Source organism: Sinomonas sp. R1AF57 (assembly GCF_002224485.1).
Classification (GTDB): Bacteria; Actinomycetota; Actinomycetes; order Actinomycetales; family Micrococcaceae; genus Sinomonas; species Sinomonas flava.
Genome location: NZ_CP022463.1, coordinates 452,127 through 478,058, shown reverse-complemented (window position 1 = coordinate 478,058; position 25,932 = coordinate 452,127). Strand labels below are relative to the sequence as shown.

Below are 25,932 nucleotides of genomic sequence, written 5' to 3'. Positions count from 1 at the left end.
GGCACCGGCGCGGGTTCCCGAGCGCACTGGAGCAACACGGCAATGGAGAAGAGCATCCCGGCACATCGCCCCCGGCCCCCGGGCGGGAAAGACGACATCCGCCGAACCCGTGATGGAAGGCTCCGACGGCTCCTGCTGCACCCCGTCCGCTCAGTCCCGGTGGCCTTCCTGGGCGTGATCCTGGCGGGGACCGGTCTGCTGCTGCTGCCTCTGGCCAGGACCAACCCCACCGATGGGGCGGTCCTGCCCGCCCTGTTCACCTCGGTCTCGGCCGTCTGCGTCACCGGGCTCGCGACCGTGGACACCCCGGGCTTCTGGACCCCGTTCGGGCACGCCGTGATCATGGCTCTGATCCAGGTGGGCGGTTTGGGCATCATGGCCCTGGCCACCCTCCTCGCACTCATGGTGTGCCGCAACCTGGGGCTGCGCCGCCAGCTGGTCGCCCAGTCCGAGACGCGCACTCTCAACCTCGGCGACGTGCGCACTGTCCTGTTCCGGATCGCCCGGACCACCGCGCTCATCGAGTCCCTGACCGCGGCAGTCCTGGCGGTTCGGCTCTGGGCCGGCTACGGCTACAGCCCAGGCGAGGCGGTCTGGTACGGGGCCTTCCACGCGGTCTCGGCCTTCAACAACGCCGGGTTCGCCCTGTACAGCGACAGCCTGGTCCAGTTCGCCCATGACCCCTACATCATCCTCCCCGTCTGCACCGCGGTCATCGCCGGCGGACTCGGCTTCCCCGTCCTGATCGAACTGGGCCGCCGGACCAGGCCCCGCGCCTGGAGCACCCACACACGCCTGACCGTCTGGGGCTCCCTCACGCTCCTGGTGATCGGGACGGCCGCGTTCGCTGGCCTGGAATGGGACCGCGCCGAGACCCTCGGCGGCATGGACAGCCCGGCGCGGCTGCTGGCCTCGGTCGCCGGCGGCGTCTTCCCGCGCACGGCCGGTTTCAATGCCACCGACTACGCCTCGCTCTCGCCTGAGACGCTGCTGGTGACCGACGTGCTCATGTTCATCGGCGGCGGAAGTGCCGGCACTGCTGGAGGGATCAAGGTCAGCACCTTCCTCGTGCTCGCCTTTGCGATGTGGAACGAGATCCGCGGGCACGAGCAGGTCGCCATCGGCCCCCGCAGCATCAGCTCCCCAGCCCAGCGCCAGGCCCTGACGGTGGCCCTCCTGAGTATCGCCGCGGTCATCCTAGGGACCCTGGTCCTGCTCCGCACCACGGGCCACTCACTCGAACAGGCGCTCTTCGAAGCCGTCTCCGCCTTCGCCACGGTCGGGCTGAGCACCGGCATCACCCCGACGCTCCCACCGCTGGCGCAGGCGACGCTCATCGCACTGATGTTCATCGGACGGCTGGGGCCCATCACGACAGCCACCGCCTTGGCCCTGTCCAGCCGCCCGCGGCTCTACCGACTCCCCGAAGACCGCCCAATCATCGGCTGAACGAGCCGGAAGGACCCCTTGGAACGCGGCCATGGAGACGGACGATACTCGCCGACGAGGCCCGAGCGCGGAGCCCTACCCGGCCGTCCTGATCGTCCCTAGGGATGCGCCGATGGTGCGCTGTCCCGGCGGGCCTTCCACGGACTTGGCGCCCAGCTGACCGGCTTCGCCGGGTACGAGGTCCTCGTGGGTCGGAGGGGGCAGCGGGGTCAAGTCCGCCGACGCCCGGTCCACGCCAGATAGGCCGCCAGCGAGGCAGAGGCGACGATGCCGGCCCCCGTCAGGGCCGTCCGCAGGGCCCGGGGCCGCCCTTGCGGCTGGGAGGCGAGGATCTCCCCGAGACTCCGGATCGAGGCCGCGGCAAGGGTGGCGACCGCCAGCCGCTGGGCCGCCGCATCCAGGTGTGAGAACAGCTCATCGAGCTCGCCGGGGCGGAGGCTGATCTGAGCTCCGCCGCGCTCCAAGGCATCCTCCAGAGCGCGAAGCTGGCGGGGCAGGCGGCCGGCGGCGTCCACCAGCTCGGTTCCGGCCTGGCCGAGGCGGCGGAGGACGGCAAGCGGGGCGAACCGCTCCAGCGCGAGGGATTCGGCCCAGGGTCCGATCACGGCGCCGAACTGGAATCCGGGATCCAGCGTGACCGCCAGGGACTCGACCATCACGAGCATCCGCAGGAGCAAGGCGAGCTCTCGGGGCAGCTGGAGGCGGTAGCGGCGCACGACGACCAGGAGCTCCCGGACGAACGCTCCGAGCGGCACCTCGGACAGCGGCTGCTCGGCGTACAGGCGCATGACCGGGGCCAGGTCCTCACTGAGGCGCCCCAGGTCCGGACGCCTCCTGCCGGTGGAGGCGTCGGAGAGAGCTTGGGCCGCGGCGCGGGGATCCCGGCGCGACACCGCGATCAGCAGACCAGAGAGGTGGTCGCGGAGCTGAGGATCGACAGTGCCGACCATCCCGAAGTCGATCAACCCGATCCGCCCGCCCGGGAGCACGGGGTCGGGCTCGACGAACAGGTTGCCCGGGTGCGGGTCGGCGTGGAAGAAGCAGTCCTCGAAGACCATCTTCGCCACCGCATCCGCGCAGCGGGCCGCCAGGGCCCGGCGGTCGATTCCCGCGGCGTCGAGCCCGGCCAGATCACTGATCTTGATGCCCCGGATCCGCTCGAGGGTCAGGACCCGAGAGGTAGTACAGTCCCAATAGACCCGGGGTACGTGGATCCCAGGATCTGCGGAGAAGCTGGCACGGAATCGCTCCGCGTTGCGGGCCTCCGCCAGGTAGTCCAGCTCGGCCCGCAGCGTCTGGGCGAGCTCCTCGGCGATGCCAGACACGTCGTAGTCCGCCGCGGCATCCCAGTGCCGTGCGGCCTGAGCGGCAAGGTTGGCGATGATCTCCAAGTCGAGCTCGACTTGCTCGACCACCCCGGGCCGACGCACCTTGACCACCACCTCGGTCCCGTCGGCCAGAGTGGCCGCGTGCGCCTGGCCCAGTGAGGCGCTGGCCAACGGGGAGGGGTCGAAGGAGGCGAAGACTTCCTGGGGGGGCTCCCCCAAGCTCGCGTTCTATCGTCTCCACCACGGCGGCCGCCGGGACGGGCGGGGCTTGGTCCTGGAGACGGGCCAGCTCCTGCCGGTAGGGGCCCGGAAGGAGATCCTGCCGGATGGAGAGCGCCTGGCCGAGCTTGATGAATGTCGGGCCAAGCTGTTCCAAGGCCAGCCGCAGGTGCTCGGGGTTGGAGTAAGGCTCCCGACGGGCCGCGTGGCCGAGGAGCCCGCGGTGCAGCGGGACCCACCGCTGTAGGCGGGCCGCCCCGATGGCGAAGCCCAGCCCGTGCCGCGCCAGGGTCTCCGCGATCTGGCGGTAGCGGCCGAGGTGGCTGCCGGTCACCTCCGGGCCTTCGGGCTCGTCTGATCCCACGGCCCCTCCTAAGGACTCTCTCCCGGGTTGCGCGCCCGTTCGCCCTCCTCTGGCTTTGCCGCCCGGAGGGCCTGTGAAGGCACAGTGGGCCGTGCCCCTGGATCCACTCTCGCACTCCCTCAGCCCTTCCCGAAGAGGGCAACTGGGCGAATGTGCTTGAAACAAGCCTGAGCGGTTAGTGACCCGTGAAGGCAATTCCCCCCAGGAGGTCTCACCATGCTCTGGATCGCACTGGTCCTTTTCGTCCTGTGGGTACTCGGCGCCGTCGGAAACGTCGGCGTCGGGATCCACATGCTGCTGCTCGCCGCCCTCGGCTTCCTCATCGTCGGGCTCATGGGCCGCGCGGGCTCGTCCCTTGCCGACGAAGCCGAGCGCACCTCGGTAGAGCGCACCTCGGCGGGGAGGTCGGCCGAAGTCGGGAGGGGCACGACCCGCACGGCGGGCCGTCCCAACCGGTAGGCGTCCTGCACGCCTGCCCGTTAGGCCCGCTCCCGCGCGCACTGCGGACGGTTCCACCGCGCCCTCGCGCGCCGTAACGTAGGTCCATGCGGGCCGGCCGGGCCGCGGTCGCGCGAGCCCAGGAGGAACCGTGTCGGAGAAGGCCCCCGCGCCGGAGCTGGCCACCGCCGGACAGCAGCCCCGCGAGAGGGTGCTCGCCGCGCTCGAGGCGGAGGGCGGCGTCGTCCGCTCAGGACCCGGCTGGGAGTCCTTCCGCCGCCGCTTCGACACCCACTTCCCTGATCTGGAGCGCCTCTTCGAGCAGCTCTACGGGACTCGGGGGGACTGGCTCGACCACCTCGCGCGGCTTGTCGTGGAATGTGCGGCCTCCTGGCAGGACCGGCCCGAAGACCTCAGGTCCCTCGACGCGCGCCGCGAGGCCGAGCCGGACTGGTTCCAGTCCGAGCGCATGCTGGGCGCGGTCTGCTACGTGGACAGGTATGCGGGGACCCTCGAGGGGCTCCGGGAGCGTATTCCGTATTTCAGGGAGCTCGGCCTGACCTATCTGCACCTCATGCCGCTCTTCCTCGCGCCCGAGCCCAATTCCGACGGCGGGTACGCCGTCTCGAGCTACCGCGAGGTGAACCCCAAGCTCGGAACCATGGATCAGCTCCGCGCCCTCGCCGCGGAATTCCGGGCGAACGGGATCAGCCTCGTCGTCGACTTCATCTTCAACCACACCTCCGACGAGCACGAGTGGGCCCGGCGCGCCGCGGCGGGCGAGGCCGAGTTCGAGGACTACTACTGGATCTTCCCCGACCGGGCCATGCCGGACGCCTACGAGCAGACCGTCCGGGAGATCTTCCCCGACGACCATCCGGGGGCCTTCGTCCCCATGCCGGACGGCCGCTGGGTGTGGGCAACCTTCCACACTTTCCAGTGGGACCTCAACTACTCGAATCCGGCGGTCTTCAGGGCCATGGCCGGGGAGATGCTCTTCCTGGCGAACCAGGGCGTGGAGATCCTGCGGATGGACGCGGTGGCCTTCATCTGGAAGCAGCTCGGCACAGCCTGCGAGAGCCTGCCCGAGGCCCACCTGCTCCTGCGCGCCTTCAACGCGGTGTGCCGGCTCGCCGCCCCGTCGCTCGTGTTCAAGTCCGAGGCCATCGTGCACCCGGACGAGGTGGTCAAGTACATCGACCCCGCCGAGTGCCAGATCTCCTACAATCCGCTCGAGATGGCCCTCACGTGGGAGGCGCTGGCCACGCGGGACGTCCGCCTCCTGGCTCAGGCCCTCGAGCGCCGGCACAACCTCCCCGCGGGCACAGCCTGGGTCAACTACGTGCGCAGCCACGACGACATCGGCTGGACGTTCGCGGACGAGGACGCCGCCGAACTGGGCATCAACGGCTTCGAACATCGCCGTTTCCTCAACCGCTTCTACGTCAACCGGTACCCCGGGAGCTTCGCCCGCGGCGTGCCCTTCCAGGACAACCCGAAGACGGGCGACTGCCGCATCTCCGGCACCACGGCGTCCCTGTGCGGACTCGAGGACGGCACGGAGGAGGCCGTCCGGCGCATCCTCCTCGCGCACTCGATCGCGATCAGCACCGGGGGGATTCCCCTGATCTACCTCGGCGACGAGGTGGGGCAGCTCAACGACTACGCCTATGCCGACGAGCCCGGCCACGGCTCCGATTCCCGCTGGGTCCACCGGCCGCACTACCCGGCCGCGCGATATGCGCACCGCAACGACCCGTGGACCATCGAGGGGCAGATCTACGCGGGTCTCAAGAAGATGCTGGCCGTGCGGGCCCGGACGCCGGAAATGGCCGGGAACCGGCTCATCGACTTCGCCACCGGAAGCGATCACGTCCTCGGCTACCAGCGGCCCGCGAACGACGGCGCCGTGGTCGCCTTCGCGAACTTCTCGGACAGGGCCCAGCACATCGCCGCGGGGACGCTGTCCGGATTCGCCCCCGCGGCGGAGGACCTCTTCACCGGCCAGACGGTGCTGCTCCCCGACGGCATCACCCTCCCGGCCCAGGAGTTCGTCTGGCTGCGGGCCCGGCACGCCTGACCGTCGCGTCGGGGGGCAGACGTGAAAGGGCCGCGGCTCCGGTGACGGGGCCGCGGCCGATCGGAAAGGGAGACTCGCTCAGTGCGAGGGCATCACGCGGTGATGGCGCGCGTCCATGGCGGGCTTGATGGCCGCGGCGGTCACGCCAGCGGCGACAATCCCAGCGATCCACGACGTCCACGACGCACCTGTGTGAGAGGTGTACGCGCCCATCCACGGGGACAGGAACAGCAGCACTCCGCAGGCGGCCTGCGCGTACTCGAGCCATGGCGTTCCCGGCATCGCGAGGTTCAGGACGCCCGTGGCAATGAGCAGAACGCCGAAGACGAGCATGAGCGTCGTCGACGAAGCCGTCTGTGACGTCCACATGACGGCGAGCGCCGTGTAGAGACCCGCGGCGATCGCCACGTAGTCCTCCCAGCGCATCCATTTCTTCATGGGTTGCTCCTCCCAACTCGACACCCCCGGTCCCCCCGGGGGATCGGTCAGTGGTGGGTAGGTCGGTGCCTTCGCGCCGGCGCCCGAAGCCGCTGGCCTCTACCAGTACACGCCCGGACCCACGGGCTGTAAAGGGTCCCTGTGCCCCGGTGAGGTCACAGAATGGCTACGCGGGCTGCCCGCCCGACGGCGGTGTCGTGGTCTCCTCCCCGTGGAGCACGAGGACCGGGCATTTCGCATGCTCTGCGCAGGCTCGGCTCACGGAGCCCAGCAGTGTTCCCATGAGGCCGCCGAGGCCGCGGGAGCCCACCACGAGCATTCCGGCGCCCTCGCTCTCCTCGACCAGCACCTGCGATGGCCGGCCTTCGATGGCCTTGGCGATGAGGCCCTCTGGACGGGTGGATCCGAACGCCTCCTCCAGGGCCGCATCGAGGACGCCTGCCGCGTCCTGCTCGGGGTTCCAGTCGATCCCCGGGTACCCCGCGAAGGCGGCACCGGAGGTGGGGATGTGCCAGGCGGACACGGCCGTGATCGGCCCCCCGACGGTCGCCTCCATACGGGCCGCCCACCGCAGTGCCTCGATGGAAAGGGAAGAGCCGTCGACGCCGACGACGATCCCGCGCCGGCCGCTCATCTGGACATTCTGCTCGGTTTCGCTCATGGCCCGAGCCTAGGCGGCGGTTTCCGCGGGGTGCTAGGGAACTTGGGCCCGGGCGACCCTTAATCGGCGAACGACGTCTCGACGGATGCGCTGGTCACACCCGCTACGACGGCGTGCGCGACATCGATGACCTTCTCATTGCGTGCATTCGAGGCGTGGCGCAGCATCGCGAACGCCTCGTCAGGAGTGCAGCGGTTCCGGCCCATGATGACCCCCATCGCCAGATCGATCACCGTGCGTGACTCCATGGCCAGCGCGCGGTGCTGGGCGAGTTCCTCGGCCCGGGTGTGGCGCGCGGCGATCGTCAGCGCCCAGCCCACATCCCGCCGCGCCTCCCCCACATCCCGGAGCGCTCGCCGCCGTGTGCCGCTGGATGCCCCGAGAAGGTGAGGGTCGCTCCCGCGCAGCAGGAGCACCCCCCGTTCCCCGTCTTCCATCGGCAGCGGAAGCGCCATGAGGATCTCAGCGTCCCGGCAGTGTCCGCTCTCGGCTGCGTCGGGACGCACGACTGCCTGTGCGCGCTCGATCGCGGCGGTGACGGGGTTCTCCGCCCGCTGATGGGCCCAGTACGCCATGAGCCTCGAGGTCGACCGGTCGCTGCCCGCCGTCAGGACCGGTCGCTTCGGGCGGGACAGCGCGAGGCCCACGCACGCCCTGTACGCCGTGAGCTGGCGGGCCGCCCACCTGGCCAGTGCGTCCATTGCGTCGGCGACGTCGAGGTGCTCCAGGACGAGCCATTGGAGCGACCGGGCGCGGTGCGCTGCGTCGGCGCGGATGTCCCGGTACCCGCCGGGGGCAAGCGGGCTCTGCGCGCCCGTCCACGAACTGCCCATCGCAAGCGCCTACTTCTCCCGATGCCGCGGGCTGCCCGCTGCGTCGTCCTCCGATGGATCGCCGTCGTCGCGGTCCGACGCGTCAGACTGGGCGGGTCCGTACGGATCGTCTGGGCCGTGCCTGATGATCTCGTCCTCGGGCCGCACCGTGGGCTCCGGGGTGCGCGCCACCACAGAGGGGACGGCCACGAGCATCACGAGGCACATCACCAGTAGGCATCCTGCCACCACCCACGACTGCCAGCGGCCCAGGGCGACGTCGAACATGAGCGAGGTTGTGCCGGTGAGGAGCAGGGCCGCGAGCGCCAGGCCCGCCTTGGCGGCCCAGTCCCCGCTCTGCACGAGCCGGTTCTTGACCTTGCGGCGGAACAGGCGGCGGTGCACGCTCAGCGGCATGAGCACTACGAGGAGCGCCGCGGTCGCGATGACCACGAGGATGAGATAGAGGCCCACGCTGTAGGCGTCGAGGCTGCTGAAGCGGTTCTGGAACGGAAGGGTCAGCAGGAATCCGGCGAGGAGCTGGAGGCCGGTCTGGAGGATGCGCAGCTCCTGCAGGATCTCAGACCAGTTCCGGTCCAGCTTCTCGGCATAGGTTTCGCGCCGGTGGTACATGCCGTACCGGGTCTGCCTCCGGTACTCCGTGGTTTCAGATGGCATCGATCAGCTCGGCCTCCTTCTTCACGGGATACTTCCCGTTCGGGCCTTCTTCACACCGGTTCCGCGGAGCGTTCACCGCCCAGCGAGCCCGAGGGCCTCGGCGGCCTCGACGCTGCGGTCCTCGACCGTCGTGGGGCTCTCGAGATGCACGGCGTGCGAGGGCAGGATGCCTGCGCCGCCGTGCCGCTCCATGACCCTCCACTGCACTACGACGTCCTCCCCCGCGTGGCCCTGAGGGATATCCCTCCAGAAGCCAAAGCCCCCGCACTCTGCGAGCGCGGCACGGCGGAAGAGGACGCAGCCGCCCACCCAGGCCACCCGGTAGGCGGCCCAGGCCCGGTGGTCAAAGGCTCCCTCCTCGAGGAGCCGCGCGGCAAGGTGAGCGGGATTCGCCGCGTTGTGGAGGCGCCAGCGGTCGAATCCCGGACCTCCGCGGCTGAGCATCTCCGGCTCGACCCGGTCCCCCCAGAGGGAGAGTTCCCCATGCTCGTGTGGCCGGACGTCGTCCAGATAGGACAGCCCTTGGACCGCCATGCCGACGAATCCGCAGCCGAGCTCTCCGATGGCCTCGGCCAGGGTCCTCACTGCCTCGGGTCCCAGCCACACGTCGTCGTCCAGGAACAGGACCAGCGGCGCCGCGGACACGCCCAGGAGGAAGTCCCGGTGCTCGGCGAGACCGCGGAGCGGAAGGTGGCGGTGGACGGCGATGCGGCGCCCCTGGGCGTGGAGGACCCGGAGCATGGCTGCCGCGGCGGGGTGTTCCCAGTCGGCGGCGCCCTCGCTCTGGTCGCTGACCACGACCCCGAAGTCCTCGGCATCCTGGGCGGCGAGGCCCGCCAGCGTCGTGGCCAGCTCCGCGGGCCGGTTGCGGGTCGGGATGAGGACCTCGAGCGGCGGCGCTGCCGCGGTGTCGGGCCGGTTCCCCCATTCGTGGGGGCTGCGGCGGCTCATCCTCCGGCCCGCCGCACACGTGGGCGGAGCGCGGGCCGCTCCACGTACCCGAGCGTCTCGAGCCGGCCGCCGACCTCGCGGACCGCCTCGGCCTCCGCGAGCATGCCCGGAAGGTAGTCCCCGCCCTTGACGTAGACGTCGGGCCGTAGCTCCCGGATGAGCGGGACGGCCGTCTCGGAGTCGAAGACGACGGCGTGGTCGACGGCGGCCAGCGCGGCGACCACGGCAGCGCGGTCCTCCTCGCCCACCGTTGGTGGGTCCCCGCGGAGCTGGCGCACGGAGTCGTCCGAGTTCACCCCGACCACGAGGAGCCCGCCCAGGCCGGCAGCCTCCTCGAGGAACGCCGCGTGGCCCCGGTGCAGGCCGTCGAAGACGCCGTTCGTCAGCACGACTGCCCGGCCCTGGCTGCGGGCCGCCTCCGACGCTGCGCGGACGGCCTCCCAGGTCGCCACGCCGCCCCGTTGGCGGTGCACCGTGCGGTCCGCGTCGGCCGGGAGGCTGCCCGGCACCCCGTCCGAGGGGGGGAGCTGGGCCGAGCGGAGGGCGGCGTGGAGGCGGTCTGCGGTGCACGTCGTCGTGCCCGGGACCTGCACGACGACGTCCGCGGCTGCCTGGCCGACGTCGGCGGCGTCGTCGACGGGCAGGCCGGCAGCGAGCGCGAACGCCACCCCTGCAACAAAGGTGTCCCCGGCGCCCACGGCGTTCTGCTCGGGGGCGGGGCGGGCGTGGGTCTCGTGCAGCACCCCGGCCCGGCCGAGCAGGACCGTGCCGTCCCGGTCCAGGGTGACGAGAGTGTGCTCGGCCCCGGTGGCGTTGAGGAGCTCATCCGCGTTCCTGACCGCCCACGAGTGGCGGTCGCCGTGCGGAGGCGCGCCGCCGACGATGCCTGCCGCCTCGGCGGCGTTCGGGGTCACGACGTCAGCATGGAGGTCCCGCCAGGCGGCCGGGGTGTGGGCGTCGACGATGAGCGCCCGGGCGGCTGTGCGCAGCGCGCCCCGGTCGATGCGGGCCAGGGCGCCCAGTCCGTAGTCGCAGAGGACCACTGCGTCCACCCTGCCTGCGAGCTCGAGCGCAGCGGCCGCGACGGCGTGGGCCTCGTCGTCATCCGCGGCCCGGCAGGCATCGACGCGCAGCAGGAGCTGCCCTTGGCCCACCATCCGCGACTTCACCGACGTGCTCCTGCCCCGGCTGCGTACCGGCCCGTGGGAGTCCACACCGGCTTCGGCGAGGCGCGCCGCGAGCGCGTGGCCCGGCTCGTCGTCGCCCGCGACGGCCACCAGATGGACACGGGCCCCGAGAGCGGCGAGGTTGACGGCGGTGTTGCCCGCTCCGCCCGGGGCGTCCTCGACGCGCTCCACGTCGACGACCGGGACGGGCCCCTCTCGGCACAGGCGCTCGGCGCTCCCCTCCCAGCGCCGGTCCAGCACGACGTCGCCGACCACGAGGATCGACGGCCGGTTCCGCTGGAGTGCAGCGAGAATGCGCTCGGCGTCCATGCTTCAGTACCCCCCTCTCCCGCGGGCAGCCACGGGCGGCTCGAGATGGATGACCTTCGGTCGGCTCAGCTCGTCGAGCAGCCGCGGGCCGAATCCCGCCGTGCTGCCCGCCTGGGGAAGGCCCGGCGCGTCCGTGCCGGTCACGCCCACGGCCAGGCCGTTGACGGCGACGTTGGACGCCGGGATCTCGGCGGCCGCCAGCTGCGCATGCCCGATGTCCCGCGTGAGGACGGTTGCCGAGGGGCCGCAGGGCTCCTCCGCCGCTTCCGCGACCGCTTCGTCGAAGGTCTGCACGGACATGACGGCAGCCACCGGGCCGCGGACCTGGTCGCGCATGATGCTCATCGACGGTGCGCACCGTGCGAGGACGGTGGGCGGATAGAAGGATCCGGGTCCTTCGGGCAACTGGCCGCCGACGAGGAGGACTGCGCCGTCGTCGAGCGCCGAGAGCACGGCGCGGTGGATTTCGCCTCGGGCCCACTCGTCGACAACCGGCCCTACCCGCTCCGACCCCGCCCACTGCCGAGCCTGCTCGGCGAGCTCGTCGAGGAAGACCTCTTCGACATCGCGCAGGACGAAGATCCTCCGCGGCGCCGAGAGCAGCTGGCCAGCGTGCCGGAAGGCCGCCTGAGCCGTGCAGGCGGCGGCCCAGCCGAGGTCCACTCCGCGGTCGACGATGAGGGAGCTGCTGCCGCCCCTCCCCCTGACAAGGTGGGCCCCGGTGCGGCACGACGCCGCGACCAGGCTGTCCGCCACCGCGGCGGACCCGACGTGGACGATCGCGTTCACCCTGTCATCGCCCGCGAGCGCGGCGCCCAGTTCGGCGTCGCCCGTGACGGTGCTGAGCACGCCGGGGGGAACGGCCGAGGCGAAGAGCCGCCCCAGCCTCCGGCCGAGGGCGGAGCAGCGTTCGCTGGGCTTGAGCAGCACGACATTCCCCGCCGCGAGGCCTGCGCCGGCTATGCCGCACGCCGTGGCGACGGGGTCATCCCAGGACGTCAGCCCCAGAACGAGGCCGCGTGGCTCGTAGACGGTGAAGTCGAGGCCCGAGAAGGCTCCGGCGAGGGTGGGTCCGGAGCGGAGGAGGCTCAGCTCGGCGTACCGGCGCAGCGATTCGGCCCCGGACCGCACGCCCGCCAGTGCGTCGTCGAAGAGGCGCCCGGTCTCCCGGCTGTTCAGGTCGGCGAGCTCATGGGCGGCGGACTCGACGGCTCCCGCGAGCTCGCGCAGGGTCCCCGAGCGCTGCGCCTGCGGCACACGCCGCCACATCGTCCAGGCGCTGCGGGCCGAGCGGAGGGCCGCGTCCGCCCGCGCCGGGTCTGACTGGACGGGCCGTGCGAGCGGCTGTCCCGTGCGGGGGTCACGCCGGATCTCCGTGACAACGCTCTGCGCTCGGGTCTCAGGGAGTGCTCGCTGGGAGGGTGCCTCCGCGGCTCCCGGTATTGGGTCCTCGTCGGGGCGGACCTCGTGGGGCAGGCCGCTCATCATCGTTCCTCCTGACGCTGGGGCACAGGCTTGTTACCCCTCGCATGTGTGCTCACACAGCGCTCCGTGCACACAGGTGTCCGCGAGCCCCGGGGGCGCGCGGCATACCGGTCGCCGCGGCGCGACGCCGTTTGCCGCGGCGTGCGCACGGGTACGGCGATGACGATGAGGGCCGGCGCAGCGAGGGCCGCGAGGGGTCGGGAGGGACCATGACAGCAGAAGCCAGCACCGTGGGGGCTGCCGCGCAGACCGACGATTCCCCGTTCGAGGGCGTACGCCGGATCGCGGTGCTCCGGGGCGGCGGGATCGGTGACCTGGTCGCGGCGCTTCCCGCGCTCGAGGCCCTCCGGGCGGCCTACCGGGACGCCGAACTCGTCCTCCTCACGACGCCGAAGCTCGCGCCGGTCCTCGAAGGGCGCCCGACGCCCGTGGACCGCGTCGTCCGCGTCCCCTTCTTCCCCGACGCCCCCGACGCAGAGGGCCGCACCTGGCGGGACGACCCTGCCACCCAGGAGGTGGTCGCTGACCTGCGCTCGGAGGGAGTCGGCCTGGCCGTCCAGCTCCATGGCGGCGGCGCGAACTCCAACCCCTTTGTGGCCGCTCTGGGCGCACCGCACACCGTCGGCTGCGCTACCCGGGAGGCCCTCCGGCTCGAGCGCGACATGCCCCACGTGTACTACCAGCGCGAGGTGAGCCGCTGGCTCGAGGTGGCCTCCCTCGCCGGCGCGCCCGCCGTGGTGACCGACCCGCGCCTCGCCGTCGTCCCCGCCGACGCCGCCGCGGCAGCCGACTGGCTGCGCCCCGGGCCGGGACTCGTCGTCGTGCATCCGGGGGCGACCGATCCCCGCAGGCGCTGGCCGGCCGACCGCTTCGCCGCCGTCGCAGCCGAACTCGCCGCGGACGGGTGGCAGGTCCTCGTCGTGGGGGACGACGGCGAGCGCGGGCTCGCGGACGGGATCGCGCACGACGCCGCAGGGCTGGCTCCGAGCGCGGCTGGGCGCATCGCCTCCGCGGCCGGGCGCACGTCCCTCCAGGGGCTCCTGGGCCTCCTCGCGACCGCCCGCCTGGTCGTGGCGAATGACAGCGGACCTCGGCACCTCGCGCAGGCGCTGGGAACGCCAACGGCCTCCGTGTACTGGGGGCCGAACCTCATCAACGCCGGGCCGACGGGCCGCCGCCACCACCGGGTGCAGGTCTCGTGGCGCCAGCTGTGTCCCGTGTGCGGCGCGGACGGCACCGATCCCTTCCTGCAGCCCTGCGATCACGAGGTGCCCTGGGTTGACGGTGTGGTGACGGAGAGGGTGCTCGCGGACGCCCGCGACCTCCTGGCCGGGCGCTGAGCGTGGGCCAGGAGGTCGGACGGGCTCACGGCCAGGAGTCCTCGAGGGACCCCGCGACGAGGAGCTCGCGAACCTCGCATCCCTGCGGCTGGGAGAGGGCGAAGACCACCGACCGCGCCACATCCGACGGGCGGTTGAGCGTGCTGCGGTCATGCGGCTTGTACTGCTCGGGGCGGTCGTCGAAGAAGGCAGTGTCCATGCCGCCCGGGATCAGCGTGGTGACGCCGACCCGCCCCTTGAGCTCCGCCGCGAGCGCACGGCTGAAGCCGATCACCCCGAACTTCGACGCGCAGTAGGCGCTGGCCCCGGCGGCCCCGCGGAGGCCGAGGGTCGAGGCGACGGTGACGACGCGTCCGTGCGAGCGCATGAGGTGCGGGAGCGCGGCACGGACCACCGCCGCTGTGCCGAGGAGGTTCACGCGGATCACCTTCTCCCACTCGTCCGCGGGGACCTCGGCGAGCTCTCCGCAGCGGTCCACGCCTGCGGCGCAGACCACGGCATCCAGTCCGCCCGTCGCCTCCGCCGCACGGGCGACGGCTGACTCGGCAGCCTCGCGCTCGGAGAGGTCCACCGTCCAGCCCGTCAGCGGAGCGGCCACGGGCGCGCGGTCGAGGACGAGCGGGACACCGCCCTCCCCCGAGACCGCCTCTACCACGGCGGCGCCGAGTCCCGAGGCTCCGCCTGTGACGAGGATGCGTGCTCCGCGCAGGGGGCTTCCGGAGATCCTGGTGCGAGAGGCGTCGGTCTGGGTCGTCAGGGTCTCGTTGGTCTGCAGGGCTTCAGTCATGGCGCAGGTTCCTCCTGGTGTCATGTCGGTGGGGTTTCGGTCGGATAGGTCGAAGAGTGGGCTCAGCCTTGGCACACCTCAGCCGAGGGCCGCGATCGCGGAGGCGAGCGACGTCGTCGAGCGCCCGGGCTGGAGGGGGACGGTGACCACTTCGCCGCCCCACCGGCGCAGGAGCGCCGATTCGGGCAGCTGTTCGGCGTCGTAGTCGCTGCCCTTGACCCAGACATCGGGACGCAGCCCGGCGAGGAGCCGCTCCGGGGTGTCCTCGGAGAAGATCTCCACGGCGTCGACGCAGCTCAGGCCGAGGAGCAGGTCGGCCCGGTCGCGCTCGTCCATCACCGGCCTGCTCTCTCCCTTGAGGCGCCGCACCGACGCATCAGAGTTCAGGCAGACGATGAGGCAGTCGCCGAGGCCCCGGGCGGCCTCGAGGAGCCGCAGGTGCCCCGCGTGGAGCAGGTCGAAGCAGCCCCCCGCAGCGACCACGCGTCCGCCCTCGGCCCGGACACGGCGCGCGAGGGCGAACGCCGGGGACTCGTCGCCGCCGGCAGACTCGGCTGGCCCCTTCCCGTTCGAGGGCTGGGGGGTGGGGTCCAGCGCGGCGACGCCGCCGGCAGCGAGGAACCCTACGGAGGTGGCCACGGCCGTCTCGACCGCCTCCTCGAGGGTGCTGCCGCCGGCCAGGGCCGCCGCGAGGGCGGAGGCGAAGCGGTCGCCCGCGCCGCACGCGTCCTCGATGCGCAGCCCGGCGCTCGGGACACCGATGTGGATGGCGCTTCCGTTGTCGCACAGGAGCGCGCCGCGTTCCGCGAGGGTCACGACCACGGACTGCGCATGCCAGCGGTCCCGCAGCCGGCCTGCCGCGGTCGCGATCGCTCCGAGCCCGCTGACATCGCGTCCGGACAGGTCCAGGAGCTCGGACAGGTTCGGCGTGACAGCCGCGGCGCCACCGATCGGCCGGGCACCGTGCGAATGCGGGTCCCACACGACCGGCACGCGACGTGATGCCGTCTCGAGCGCGGCCCGCAGTGGGGGGGCCTCGAGGAGCCTGCGCCCATAGTCGGCGACCACGATGGCCTCCGCGGTCTGGAGCGGGACGAGCATCGACTCGTCGACCAGGGGGAACGGCTTCTGGCCGCAGCCCTCGTCGATCCGGGCGATGCGCTGCCCGTCGGCGGCGAGGCGCATCTTGGTCGGGGTCGGCCCGCCCAGCACGCCCTCATGGACGCGCACCGACTGCAGCAGGGAACGCACGCGGTCGGCGGCGGCGTCGTCGGACAGGGCGGTGACGAGGTCGACGTCGTGCCCGTCCTGGGCGAGCAGGGTCGCCACGAGCCCGGCGCCGCCGGCCCGTTCACGTCGGCTCTGGACGTCGACGACGGGGGCTGGGCCGTCCGGGCAGAGGCGTCCGGCATGTCCCGCGAGGTCGATATCGAGCAGGGTGTCTCCCACGACGACGATCCTCATGGCCGTCCTCCCTTCACTGATGGCTGGTCGATCACTGATTGCTGGTCGAGTCCGAGGGGAGCATCCCGTCCTGCAGGCGTCTCCGTGGCCCTGATGAGTGCGTCGAAGCAGGTGCACAGGGCGTGGATCGCCACGAGCTGGGACTCCTGGACGTGGCAGCCGGGGCCTTCGAGGGTGAGCGCCTCGTCGACGGCGGATTCGAGCGGATTGGGCGCGGGGCCGGTGAGGGCCCACGAAGTGGCCCCGCATTCCCGTGCGGCCTCGGCCGCGCGCAGGAGGTTCTGGCTCGCCCCCGAGGTCGAGAGCAGCAGCACGATGTCGCCCGGCCGCGCGTGGGCGCGGACTTGACGGGCGAAGACCTGCTCGTAGCCGTAATCGTTGCCGATGGCCGTCACAGCGGAGCTGTCGCCGTGCAGGGCGATGGCCGAGAAGGGGCGCCGCTCGCCGTCGTACCGGCCCACGAGCTCGGCGGTGAGGTGCTGGGCCTCCGCCGCCGAACCGCCGTTCCCGGCGACGAGCAGTCTGCCGCCGTCGGCTAGGCGCACCGCGAGGTGCTGCGCCCACCGCGCCAGCAGCGGGGCGTGGTTCTGGAGGCCCTCAAGGGTGCGCGCAGAGCCGCCGAGGTGGTCCGAGATGCGGTCTTCGAGGAACGTGGCACCGTCCACGGGACGGATGGCGCGGCGCCGCCCGCCGATGGCGTGTAGGCCGCCGGAGCGGGAGGTGCCGTTCACGCCGCCGAGTGCGGCCGGTCGGGGAAAAGGGACGCCGTTCATCCTCAGGCCCCCTCCTGCACGCGGCGCAGTCTGCTGCGCGACATCGCGACATCCGCCTCGGGCCGCTCCCAGTGCTCCCGCATGACGCGGTAGATCCGTTCGGTGTCCTCGGCGACCCGGTCCCACGTGTAGCGGTTGCGGGCACGTTCGACGCCGGCCGCCCCCAGGGAGGCGCGCCGCACCGGATCCTCCGCGAGCACCCTGATCGCCTCGGCGAGCGCCTCGGGTGAGCGCGGCGGCACATGGAACCCGGTGATGCCGTCGACGACGGTCTCCGCGAGGCCGCCGACCGCCGCGGCGATGACAGGCACGCCGCTCGCCATCGCCTCCAGGGGCACGATGCCGAACGGCTCGTACCAGGGCGTGCACACGACGACATCGAGGCTGCGCATGAGTGCGGGCATCTCGTCGCGCGGTACCTGACCGGTGAAGATGACCTGATTCCCGACGCCGAGCGAGTCGGCCAGGTCGCGGAGCCGCCGGGCCTCGGGGTCCGCCGCAACGCGGTCCTTGGCACTGGATCCGCCGACGATGAGCAGCTCGACCCCCCGCGTGCCGGCCTTGGCCAGCTGGGCGAGGGCTTCGATCACGATGTCGATTCCCTTGCGCGGCACGAGCCGCCCGATCACCGCGAGCCGCAGGCGCCCCCCGCGCACCCGTGCCGGTCCATCAGGGGTGAAGCGGAGGGTGTCCACCCCGCAGGGCGCGACTGAGATGCGGCGGCGGTTGACGCCGAGGGTGCGCAGCTCGAAGGCCTCGTCGGGGCAGGTGGCGATCACCCGGTCGACGGAGCGGGCGACCCACGGTTCGAGGGCTTCCCGTTCGGGAGGGCTCGTGTCGTCCGCGCCCTGGTGGCGCCGCTTGACGACTCCGAGCGCGTGGAACGTCTCGGCTACGACCGGGGGTGCGATGCCGAGGCTCTCGATCTTCCCGACGCCCTCGATGCATGCGATGCCCGACATCCAGAAGTGCCCGTGGACGATGTCCGGCGTGTCGCCCTGCCAGTACTCCGCGAGCCGCTCGGCGAACTCCGGGATGTGCGGCAGGAGCTTGTCCTTGGGGATCGCGCGGGGCGGCCCGGCGTCGACGTTGACGAGGGTCACCCCGGTGGGGAGCATCTGCTCCCAGTGGAGGCGATGGCTGTCGCGCCGGGTGAACACCGTGACCCCGTGGCCACGGCGCACCAGGGCTGCGGACAGCTCTGCTACGTGGATGTTCTGGCCGCCTGCATCCTCCCCGCCGATAGCGGCGAGAGGACTCGCGTGCTCCGACACCATCGAGATCTTCATTCCTGCTCCTTCCACATCCGGTCCCGGTGGTTCGGGAAAGCTGCCTGTCCGGCGGGGTCCGACCGGCCGCGCTGGTGCGAGAAGAGTCCCCCGGCCGCCTCGTTCAGGACCGCATCCCAGTCGGCCAGGAACCTTGCGAGCCCATAGCGGGCGAGAGCAGCCTCGCGGGCGGCGAGCCCCGCTTCCCGCGCCGCGGACTCGTCGGCGATGAAGCGCCGCGCCGCGGCGACGAGCTCCGAGGGGTTCGAGCTGACGCGGCCGGCCTCTGGCGGAACGGCGCGCCACACCTCGGTCGAGCCGACGGCGAGGATGGGCATACCGGCCTGCATGGCCTCGATGAGTGCGAGTCCGAGCGAGGTCCACCGAAAGGGATGGACGTACGCCCGCCGGCGGCCGAGCTCGGTCTGCAGCCGAGGCGGCGGGACGTCGCCGGCCCATCGCAGCCGGTCGGGGCCCAGCCGGGTAGCGCGCCTCAGGCGGTCGCCGCCCATGCCGTAGACATCCAGCGGTGCCGCGGCGGCGAAGCGCGGGAGGAGGTCGGTGCCCGCGGTGCGGCCGCGGCGCACCGGCTCGTTCACGACGACGCCGAGTCGGGGCAGCTCCCCCGTGTACAGCAGGCCCGGGTCGGCCACGCCGTGCTCGATGACGCGCGTGTGCGCGACGCCGCAGTCCCACATCAGCGCGTTGAAGTGGGTGACGTGCACCACCGGGATCTCGCGCTGTCCTGACAGGTGGTGCCGGGTGTCGGGAACGCGGCCGCGGGGGGTGTTGTGCTCGACATACACGGCGGGCACGTCGATCCCGGCCGTCAGTCCGGTGAGGCTGCGCAGCCGGTCCGCCTCCGCGGGCCGCTGGAGCACGACGGCGTCGATCGTCCCCGCGTCGCGCACGAGCTCGTCCGCGGTTGACTCCGTCGCCGCGGGCCAGTCGCGTCCGCCGCGGCCGAGGCCCCATTCGCTGCGCTCGCCGTCCACGGGGAGGACGTACTCGTGGGCTCCGCGGACGAAGGCGTCGGTCCACCCTCCGTGGACGTGCCAGAGCAGGATCCGCATCAGGCCACCACCCCGCTGTGCTCGGCGAGGAGGCTCTCGACGGCGGCGAGCGCCTCCGCCGGGCCCACTCGGGTCAGGCATGGATGCCCCTCGACCGGGCACGTGCGCGCGCGCGTCGCCGCGCACGGGGCTTCCTGGTCTCCGAGGACGACGACGGGTGCGCCGCGGGGGGCCCACACGCCGGCAGGCACGACCGGTGAGAAGAGGCTCACGACGGGAGTGCCCACGGCAGCGGCGAGGTGCGCCGGCCCGGTGTTGCCCACGACGACGGCCCGCGCTCCCGCGAGCACGTCCACGAGGGCGGGCAGAGGCGTGCGCCCCCCGAGGTCGATTCCGTGGTCCCCTGCAACGCGTGCGGTGAGAGCCCGTTCACCGGGGCCCCCCGTGACGACCGGCTGGAGGCCGCGCGCGGCGAGCAGCTCGACGAGCTGCTCGGCATTGGATGCGGGCCAGGCACGCGCGGGGGCGTCCGCGCCGGGATGCACGACCACGTAGTCCCCGTCCGGCCTCAGGCCCGAGGGCTGCGTCGGCCCGAGTGCCGGCAGGCCGGCGTCGTCAGCCGGAAGGGTGAAGCCTGCGGCGGCGGCGATGGCAAGGGCCCGGTCCGCCTCGTGGACGCTCCAGGGGATATCCCGGCTCGTCACGCGCACGTTGAGGAGGCTGCCTGGGTAGTCCTCCGACAGGCCGGTGATGCGTTGCACGCCGCAGAGGCGCAGCTCGAGCGCGAGGGGCAGCGGCGACTGGTGGAAGGACGTGAGGATGACGGCTTCCTCCACGTGGAGGCCCGCGACAAGCCGCTCGAGGCGGCGCAGGTGGCGGGGGGTGGCCGGGGGCGCGGGGTTGGCAATCCAGGGGCAGTCCCATTCCACGACGCGTTCGACCCCGGGAAGCAGCTTCGCGGCAGCGCTCCCGCGTGGACCCGTCAGGAGCACCGGAAGCGCGCTCGACGCGACGGCCCGCACTGCGGGGCCCGCGAGGACGACGTCTCCCAGGCTGTCGAGGCGAGCGACGAGGACTCGCTTCACTGAGCACCTCCGGTGCCGGTGGCCAGTGGCTCGGAAGCCACTAGCTCCCGGCTGCCGAACGCGAGGATGATTGCGGAAGTGAGGTCCCCGGCCACCGCTGGGGCCTCCAGGACTTCCTGCCGGCGCGTCACGCGCGTGGGCACGAGGACGCCCCGGGCACCTGCGCGCCGCGCGGCCTCCATGTCCTTGCCGATGTCGCCGATGACGAGTGCGTCCGAGGGAGCAACGCCGAGGGCGGCGCAGGCTGCGAGGATCAGGCCCGGCTGGGGCTTGCGGCAGCGGCAGCGCCCGTCTGGTCCGTGCGGGCAGACCTGCCACGTGTCGAAGGGGCCGAGGAGCTCCTCGACGCGCGCATTCACGGCGTCGAGCTCGTCGGGACTGATGATGCCGAGCCCCACGCCGGACTGGTTGGATACGACGCCTGTGGGAATCCCCGCCTCGCGCAGCTCGTCCAGCACCCGCGCCGCATCGGGCATGGGGCGCACGAGGCGCGGATCCCGGTTGTACGGGACGTCGTGGACGAGGGTGCCGTCTCGGTCGAACAGTACGGCACGCGGGATCCAGGGGCGGCGCGGCCCTCTGGTTCGGGCGTGCCCTGCGGTATTCCGGCGGCGGTTCTCCATGAAGGAGCAGTTCCCGCGAGAAGTTACAATAAACCTCTTAAGGGGAAGACCCCCATCGACGCTCAGGCCGCGGGCGCTCCTGGAGAACGACCCGGAGGTCCCATGACCGCTTCAGACGCCAAGCCCGTGCTCCTCGTCCTGCGGGCGCTCAAGCTCGGGGACCTTCTCGTGGCCGTCCCGGCGCTGCGCGGTCTGCGGCGGGCCTTCCCCCAGCACGAGCTCGTGCTCGCGGCGGCCTCCTGGCTCGAGCCCATCGTCCCGCTCATCGGGGGCATCAACAGGCTTCTTCCCACCCCCGGGCTCGACGATCCACTCCCTCCGCTGGGACCCGTGGATGTCGCCGTGAACCTGCACGGCAAGGGGGTCGAGAGCCGGACTCGCCTGGAGGAGCTCCAGCCTGCGCACCGGCTGGGCCATGAGGCGAAGGGGTGGCCGGGCCCCGTCTGGGATGACACGCTCCACGAACGCGAGCGGTGGGTCCGCCTCCTGCGCTGGCACGGCATCGCGGCCGACGCCGACGACTATCGGCTGGGCGAGCCTGAGGCGAGCGCCCCGTCGGTCGGCGCCACGATCGTGCACGTGGGGGCCGCCTACGGGAGCCGGCAGTGGCCCGTCGAGAGATTCGCCGCCGTGGCGTGCCAGCTCGCGTCGGACGGGCACGACGTCGTCGTCACCGGCGGGGCGGCCGACCGTCCGCGTGCGCAGGACGTCACGACGGCAGCGGGCCTTTCCGAGAGCGCCTGCGTGGCCGGGGAGTGGGCGCTCGACGAGTTCGCGGCCGCGGTGCGCGCCGCGCGCGTCGTCATCACGGCGGACACCTCCGCGGCACACCTCGCGAGCGCCTACCGCACTCCGTCGGTCGTCCTGTTCGGCCCTGCCGCCCCTGAGCAGTGGGGGCCTCCCGCCGACGGGCCGCACATCGTCCTCACGGATGCGGCCGTCCGGCGCGGCGACCCGTTCTCCGACGAGCCGGACCCGGCGATCCTGGCCGTCCTGCCGGGACACGTGCTCGACGCCGTCGCCCGCGTGGAAGCGGCCGACGGCGCCGAGCGCCTTCCCGGCCGTTGAGGGCCGAGGGCTGGAGGAGCGACCCGCTTGCTAGGCGGCCATGCGCCTGCGCAGCCGGTCGAGCAGCTTCCGCAGAAGCCGGGAAACCTGCATCTGGCTCACGCCGAGCTCCTCGGCAATCGCGTCCTGGGTCATCTCCTTGACGAAGCGGAGGTAGAGGAGACGCTTGTCCGCCTCCGTCGCGCCTTCGAGTGCACCCGCCAGGGCCTGCATCTGCTCGACTCGTTCGTACCCCGGGTCCTCCGACCCGAAGATGTACGTGACCCGCCTTTCCTCGGGGTCCTCGGACGAGTCGCCGTGCTCGATTGGCTGGCCGACCATCGCGGCCTCTGCGATCTGGGCTTCGGCCACCTCCGCGACCGGAACCCCTGATTCGTCGCTCAGCTCAGCCGTCGTGGGATCGTGGCCGAGACGTTGGGCGAGCCCTGGTCGCACGGAGTTGAGCCTCAGCCGAAGCTCTTGGATGGCCCGGGGCGGGCGGACGACCCAGGACTGGTCACGCAGATAGCGCTTGAGCTCGCCAGTGATGGTCGGCACTGCGTACGGAACGAATCCGTGACCGAGCGCGGCGCGGTACCTCTGGGCGGCCTTCATGAGTCCGAGCCGGGCCACCTGGCGGAGGTCGTCGGCGTCGTGCCCGGGGCAGCGGAATCGGCGGGCGAGGGCGTCAGCGACGCCGAGGTATTCGACGGCGAGGCGGCCGGCGGTGAGTGCCTGGGTGGCCAGCGCGGCCGGTGCCACTGCCCGGACGAGTGGGCCAGGCCGGGTCCTCAGGGCCACGACCCCCTTCGCTGCTGCACGGTCAGGTCGAGTGAATGAAGGAGACGTTGTCCGAGTCCCCTGGTGAATGGTCTTCACGGCGAGTTTTTCCTCCTCGCTGGGGTTGGAGCACTGGCTCTCAGAGCTGGAGTGTTCCTCGGCTCCACCTCGCAGGGGTGGAACCGAGAGGGGCCTGCGCCGAGAACAAGGCTCGAAGAAGGAGTGCACGGCCGATGGCCGCGTGGATGCCGTTGGTGAAGGGGTGGAGAGTCGAGGACATCAGCGCGTTCCGCTGCAGCGGCCGCGCATTCATGATGTACCAAGCTCCACGGTCAGCACCCGCCCTCTTGATGATTTCGGGGCCGGTTGCTTGACTCCATTTCCACAGTCCCACTCTCCTTTGGCCGCCACAACCCTCCAAGGAGAAGCTTCAGCGATTCTCGAGTCCCTAACTTGTGACGCTTCCTGTTGCTCGCGCCAAGCCGCCCGCTGTTCGTTTCGCGCTGGGCTTTCCGGGGAAGGATCTGGGTCGATGCCTACTGCCGCGCTCTGCGACGGCCCAGAGGAGAGGACGCACGCTATGACGAACGCCCGCGATCCACATCTCGACCGCAATTCCGAGCCCCGCGGGGAGGGCGCTCATCGATACGACCCGGCCCGGGACGACATCAGGCTCCGGGAAGATCCGCTGCACGGCACCGCCCACGAGCCGGGAAGGCCGGTCCCCCGCAATCCGCACGACGACGAGGCTGCCCCGGAGGGCACGGACGTGACGCCCTCTTCCAAGGGCCTGGGCGCCGTCTGGGGCGACGCCGAGCGAACGCCGAACCCGGGCCCGGTGAAGCCGCCCAACGAGGTGGACCAGGCCGCGATGGACGCCGTCGAGGCGGAGTACGTCGTCGAGCGCACAGAGGACGGCGAGCGCTACCTCACCCCACGCGACGGGGACACCGAAGGGACCACGACCGACGAATTCCCGGAAAGCCCCTGACGGCTTCGGGCAGATGACTGACGGCGGGACGGAGGCTGGGGCTCCGGCCCGCCGTCCTGGCGTCACGCCGTCTTCGCGTTCTCACCTGTCGCCGACGGCAGGGCTCCCCCGGATGCCTCTTCCAGGAGGTCCGCTACGGCGGCGTCCGAGGGGCCGCGCGCTGTGCGCCCCTCTTCATACGCGACAAGCAGCCGGGGGTCGAGGTACGAGCCACGGGCAACCGTGGGGGTGTTGTTGAGCCACTCTGCGGCCTCGGACACCGCCTTGCGCCACGCGGTCTCCGCGTCGAGGCCGGCGTCGTGGCTCCAGGCGAGGGACGCGCCCGCCACGGCAGTCCCACGCCAGGTCCGCAGGTCCTTGGCGCTCACCCCGAGCCCCGAGATCTGCCGGAGGTAGCCGTTGACGCCGGAGGGGCCGATCGGCTGGAAGCCATGGCCGTCGTCGTAGCCGAGTGCCGCCCGGCGCGAGCGCCCTGCCGTATGCGGGGCAAGGTAGCGGGCCAGGTCGGGGTCGACGAGGTCGACAGTCCACCGGGCCCCCGACTTGCCGGGGAAATCAAGGCTGACCCGCTCACCGTCCACGCTGACATGCGCACGGGTGAGCGTGGTCGCGCCGAACGTGCCGTTCTCGCGTGCGTACCGACGGCTTCCCACGCGCAGACCGGCTTTGTCGACGAGTCGCACGGCGGCAGCAAACGCCTGCTGCCGCGGCCCCCGTTCGCCGCGGAGGTCACGCGTCACGGTCCGGCGCACGGAGGGAAGCCTGCGGGCCAGCTGCAGCGCCCTGGCGAACTTGCGCGCGTCCTGACGCTCGCGCCACGAAGGGTGGTAGAGGTACTGGCGGCGGCCCGCTGCGTCGATTCCGGTCGCCTGGAGCCGCGCTCCCGGCGCGGCGGAGATGGTCACCCGGCGCCACGCAGGCGGAATCGCCAGGGCCTTGATGCGCTCGAGGATCTGAGGGTCGTCGATGCGCGACCCCTCGTCGTCGAGATACACGAAGCCCTTCCCCGCGCGACGGCGGGTCAACACGGCGCCGCGGCGCCTCCTGTTCGCACGCCCCATGACGGCCTCACTACCCTCTTGCGCTCCGCCCAACCCCGCGCCCGCTGCCCGGGGACCCGGCTTCGGCGGGCGCGAGCCGCGTGCGCCTTCCGCCTGGCACCGGTGGCGCGTAGCGTGGGACCCAGGTCAAGCCGAGGCCGTTCAGCGCACACCGACTCAGGAGCAGCAATGACGGAGCAGCTTCCCAGTTCATCACCGAGCCCCGATCCCCGGTCCGAGCACCCTCAGGTGGACGCTCCCCCGCAGGACCAGGAGGCTCCCGGGACCACAGCAGAGACCACGCCGCAGCCCGACCACGGCGAGCAGACCTACGAGGGCCACGGCCGCCTGCGCGGGAAGGCCGCCCTCATCACGGGCGGCGACTCCGGCATCGGCCGGGCTGTGGGGATTGCCTTCGCCCGAGAGGGCGCCGACGTCGCCTTCACGTTCCAGCCCATGGAGAAGGACGATGCCGACGCAACCGTCCGCGAGATCGAGGCGGCTGGCCGCACGGCCGTCGCGATCGAGGGGGACCTCCGGGACGAGGACTTCTCGGCATCGCTCCCGCAGCAGGTGCGCGAGAAGCTCGGACGCCTGGACGTGATCGTCCTCAATGCCGCCTACCAGCAGGCGCGCGACGGCGTGGACACCGTGAGCACCGAGGAATTCGACCGGGTGCTGCGCACGAACCTGTACAGCCAGTTCTGGATCCTGCGGTCGGCGCTGCCCCACCTCGAGTCGGGAGCGTCGATCATCATCACCAGCTCGATCCAGTCGGTGCAGCCCTCGGCGGGGCTGTTCGACTATGCCATGACCAAGGCGGCTCAGGTAGCGCTCGTGAAGGCGTTGGCGCCCCAGCTCGGCCAGCAGGGCATCCGCATCAACGCGGTGGCTCCTGGGCCCGTCTGGACCCCCCTCATCCCGTCCACCGGCTGGCCTGAGCATGTGCCGGAGTTCGGGCAGGACACTCCGCTGGGACGCGCGGCGCAGCCTGCGGAACTCGCGCCGGCGTACGTTCTTCTGGCCTCCGACGAGGGCAGCTACATCTCGGGGGCGGTCGTCCCGGTGACAGGCGGCAAACCGTTCTGAGCCGTGGGTGCACAACAGCGGCGGGGGCGCGGTCCTCGCGGGGGCGCGGCCCCCCCCCCGTGGCCGAAAGGCTCTGTCGCGGGTGGGCAGGCGCGCCTGGTCCGGCGTGCCTGTGGGCGGGCCCCCCGGGCGCCCGGCTGGCCCCGGGCGGCCTCTCGTGTGAACCCTCCGGGGGCCCCTTCTTGGCCCGGGGGGACGTGTCGGTCGCGCTTTTGCTTGGGCGGGGGTGGGGG

The 25,932-nt window shown here is 72.1% G+C and carries 24 protein-coding genes; 7 read left to right on the top strand and 17 right to left on the bottom strand.

From position 1 onward, the window contains the following. Positions 1–42 precede the first annotated feature (42 nt). Entirely contained in the window at positions 43–1,449 is a 1,407-nt protein-coding gene (locus CGQ25_RS02280; protein WP_208711623.1) for a TrkH family potassium uptake protein, read from the top strand. 209 nt (positions 1,450–1,658) lie between these two features. On the opposite strand, the gene CGQ25_RS02275 is transcribed toward CGQ25_RS02280, so the two are convergent. Then, positions 1,659–2,996, bottom strand: coding sequence for an AarF/ABC1/UbiB kinase family protein (locus CGQ25_RS02275; protein ID WP_255405514.1), 1,338 nt, complete (start codon positions 2,994–2,996; stop codon positions 1,659–1,661). Between the two features lie 580 nt (positions 2,997–3,576). Between CGQ25_RS02275 and CGQ25_RS02270 the strand changes: the two genes are divergently transcribed. Together CGQ25_RS02270 and CGQ25_RS02265 are read left to right on the top strand one after the other, a co-directional pair. Next, the gene (locus tag CGQ25_RS02270; RefSeq protein ID WP_208711622.1) at positions 3,577–3,819 is read left to right on the top strand and encodes a hypothetical protein; all 243 of its coding nucleotides are present in this window, start codon (positions 3,577–3,579) and stop codon (positions 3,817–3,819) included. 130 nt (positions 3,820–3,949) lie between these two features. Continuing rightward, the gene (locus CGQ25_RS02265; RefSeq protein WP_369802276.1) at positions 3,950–5,878 is read left to right on the top strand and encodes an alpha-amylase family protein; all 1,929 of its coding nucleotides are present in this window, start codon (positions 3,950–3,952) and stop codon (positions 5,876–5,878) included. A gap of 78 nt (positions 5,879–5,956) precedes the next feature. Here CGQ25_RS02265 and CGQ25_RS02260 read toward each other — a convergent pair whose 3' ends face one another. From CGQ25_RS02260 to CGQ25_RS02230, 7 genes are all read right to left on the bottom strand, one after another. Beyond that, a complete protein-coding gene (locus CGQ25_RS02260) occupies positions 5,957–6,316 on the bottom strand; it encodes an SPW repeat protein (protein ID WP_208711621.1) in 360 nt (119 codons plus the stop codon). Positions 6,317–6,482: 166 nt separating this feature from the next. Beyond that, positions 6,483–6,977 carry a universal stress protein gene (locus CGQ25_RS02255; RefSeq protein ID WP_208711620.1) on the bottom strand — a complete coding sequence of 165 codons (495 nt, stop codon included), beginning with the start codon at positions 6,975–6,977 and terminating at the stop codon, positions 6,483–6,485. A gap of 59 nt (positions 6,978–7,036) precedes the next feature. Then, positions 7,037–7,810 (bottom strand): ANTAR domain-containing protein, encoded by a 774-nt coding sequence (locus tag CGQ25_RS02250; RefSeq protein ID WP_208711619.1) that lies wholly within the window; start codon positions 7,808–7,810, stop codon positions 7,037–7,039. Positions 7,811–7,819: 9 nt separating this feature from the next. Then, positions 7,820–8,467: a DUF6328 family protein gene (locus tag CGQ25_RS02245; RefSeq protein WP_208711618.1), complete on the bottom strand. Its 648-nt coding sequence runs from the start codon at positions 8,465–8,467 to the stop codon at positions 7,820–7,822. Between the two features lie 72 nt (positions 8,468–8,539). Continuing rightward, on the bottom strand, positions 8,540–9,418 hold the full coding sequence (locus CGQ25_RS02240; protein ID WP_208711617.1) for a glycosyltransferase family 2 protein: 879 nt from the start codon (positions 9,416–9,418) through the stop codon (positions 8,540–8,542). Then, complete coding sequence (locus tag CGQ25_RS02235; RefSeq protein WP_208711616.1) at positions 9,415–10,914, bottom strand: PfkB family carbohydrate kinase; 1,500 nt, start codon at positions 10,912–10,914, stop codon at positions 9,415–9,417. The genes CGQ25_RS02240 and CGQ25_RS02235 overlap by 4 nt, the downstream gene beginning before the upstream one ends. A 3-nt stretch (positions 10,915–10,917) precedes the next feature. Continuing rightward, positions 10,918–12,399, bottom strand: a complete 1,482-nt coding sequence (locus CGQ25_RS02230) for an aldehyde dehydrogenase family protein (protein WP_255405710.1) — start codon at positions 12,397–12,399, stop codon at positions 10,918–10,920. A 209-nt stretch (positions 12,400–12,608) separates the two neighbouring features. Here CGQ25_RS02230 and CGQ25_RS02225 point away from each other — a divergent pair, with 209 nt between their 5' ends. After that, positions 12,609–13,739: a glycosyltransferase family 9 protein gene (locus CGQ25_RS02225; protein ID WP_208711614.1), complete on the top strand. Its 1,131-nt coding sequence runs from the start codon at positions 12,609–12,611 to the stop codon at positions 13,737–13,739. Between the two features lie 25 nt (positions 13,740–13,764). On the opposite strand, the gene CGQ25_RS02220 is transcribed toward CGQ25_RS02225, so the two are convergent. The 7 genes from CGQ25_RS02220 to CGQ25_RS02190 all read right to left on the bottom strand — a co-directional run bounded on the left by CGQ25_RS02220 (position 13,765) and on the right by CGQ25_RS02190 (position 20,752). Next, positions 13,765–14,463, bottom strand: a complete 699-nt coding sequence (locus CGQ25_RS02220; RefSeq protein ID WP_369802314.1) for an SDR family oxidoreductase — start codon at positions 14,461–14,463, stop codon at positions 13,765–13,767. A 141-nt stretch (positions 14,464–14,604) separates the two neighbouring features. After that, positions 14,605–15,990 (bottom strand): D-glycero-beta-D-manno-heptose 1-phosphate adenylyltransferase, encoded by a 1,386-nt coding sequence (rfaE2, locus tag CGQ25_RS02215; RefSeq protein ID WP_208711612.1) that lies wholly within the window; start codon positions 15,988–15,990, stop codon positions 14,605–14,607. Further along, the gene (locus CGQ25_RS02210) at positions 15,987–16,721 is read right to left on the bottom strand and encodes an SIS domain-containing protein (protein ID WP_255405513.1); all 735 of its coding nucleotides are present in this window, start codon (positions 16,719–16,721) and stop codon (positions 15,987–15,989) included. The genes rfaE2 and CGQ25_RS02210 overlap by 4 nt, the downstream gene beginning before the upstream one ends. Before the next feature lie 44 nt (positions 16,722–16,765). After that, positions 16,766–18,052 carry a glycosyltransferase gene (locus CGQ25_RS02205; protein WP_208711610.1) on the bottom strand — a complete coding sequence of 429 codons (1,287 nt, stop codon included), beginning with the start codon at positions 18,050–18,052 and terminating at the stop codon, positions 16,766–16,768. Continuing rightward, the gene (locus CGQ25_RS02200) at positions 18,049–19,104 is read right to left on the bottom strand and encodes a glycosyltransferase (RefSeq protein WP_208711609.1); all 1,056 of its coding nucleotides are present in this window, start codon (positions 19,102–19,104) and stop codon (positions 18,049–18,051) included. The genes CGQ25_RS02205 and CGQ25_RS02200 overlap by 4 nt, the downstream gene beginning before the upstream one ends. After that, positions 19,104–20,129 carry a glycosyltransferase family 9 protein gene (locus tag CGQ25_RS02195; RefSeq protein ID WP_208711608.1) on the bottom strand — a complete coding sequence of 342 codons (1,026 nt, stop codon included), beginning with the start codon at positions 20,127–20,129 and terminating at the stop codon, positions 19,104–19,106. Before CGQ25_RS02195 ends, CGQ25_RS02200 begins: the two co-directional genes overlap by 1 nt. Beyond that, on the bottom strand, positions 20,126–20,752 hold the full coding sequence (locus CGQ25_RS02190) for an HAD-IIIA family hydrolase (protein ID WP_208711607.1): 627 nt from the start codon (positions 20,750–20,752) through the stop codon (positions 20,126–20,128). Before CGQ25_RS02190 ends, CGQ25_RS02195 begins: the two co-directional genes overlap by 4 nt. A 102-nt stretch (positions 20,753–20,854) precedes the next feature. On the opposite strand from CGQ25_RS02190, the gene CGQ25_RS02185 reads away from it, so the two are divergent. Next, positions 20,855–21,820, top strand: a complete 966-nt coding sequence (locus CGQ25_RS02185) for a glycosyltransferase family 9 protein (RefSeq protein ID WP_208711606.1) — start codon at positions 20,855–20,857, stop codon at positions 21,818–21,820. Between the two features lie 30 nt (positions 21,821–21,850). Here the strand turns inward: CGQ25_RS02185 and CGQ25_RS02180 are convergent, their stop codons facing one another. Beyond that, positions 21,851–22,600, bottom strand: a complete 750-nt coding sequence (locus CGQ25_RS02180; protein ID WP_208711605.1) for a sigma-70 family RNA polymerase sigma factor — start codon at positions 22,598–22,600, stop codon at positions 21,851–21,853. Positions 22,601–23,159: 559 nt separating this feature from the next. Here CGQ25_RS02180 and CGQ25_RS02175 point away from each other — a divergent pair. Further along, a complete protein-coding gene (locus CGQ25_RS02175; RefSeq protein WP_208711604.1) occupies positions 23,160–23,570 on the top strand; it encodes a hypothetical protein in 411 nt (136 codons plus the stop codon). Between the two features lie 62 nt (positions 23,571–23,632). Here the strand turns inward: CGQ25_RS02175 and CGQ25_RS02170 are convergent, their stop codons facing one another. After that, entirely contained in the window at positions 23,633–24,598 is a 966-nt protein-coding gene (locus CGQ25_RS02170) for a DNA topoisomerase IB (protein ID WP_208711603.1), read from the bottom strand. Positions 24,599–24,799: 201 nt separating this feature from the next. Here CGQ25_RS02170 and CGQ25_RS02165 point away from each other — a divergent pair, with 201 nt between their 5' ends. Beyond that, on the top strand, positions 24,800–25,699 hold the full coding sequence (locus CGQ25_RS02165; RefSeq protein ID WP_208711602.1) for an SDR family oxidoreductase: 900 nt from the start codon (positions 24,800–24,802) through the stop codon (positions 25,697–25,699). The last annotated feature ends 233 nt before the right edge of the window (positions 25,700–25,932 follow it).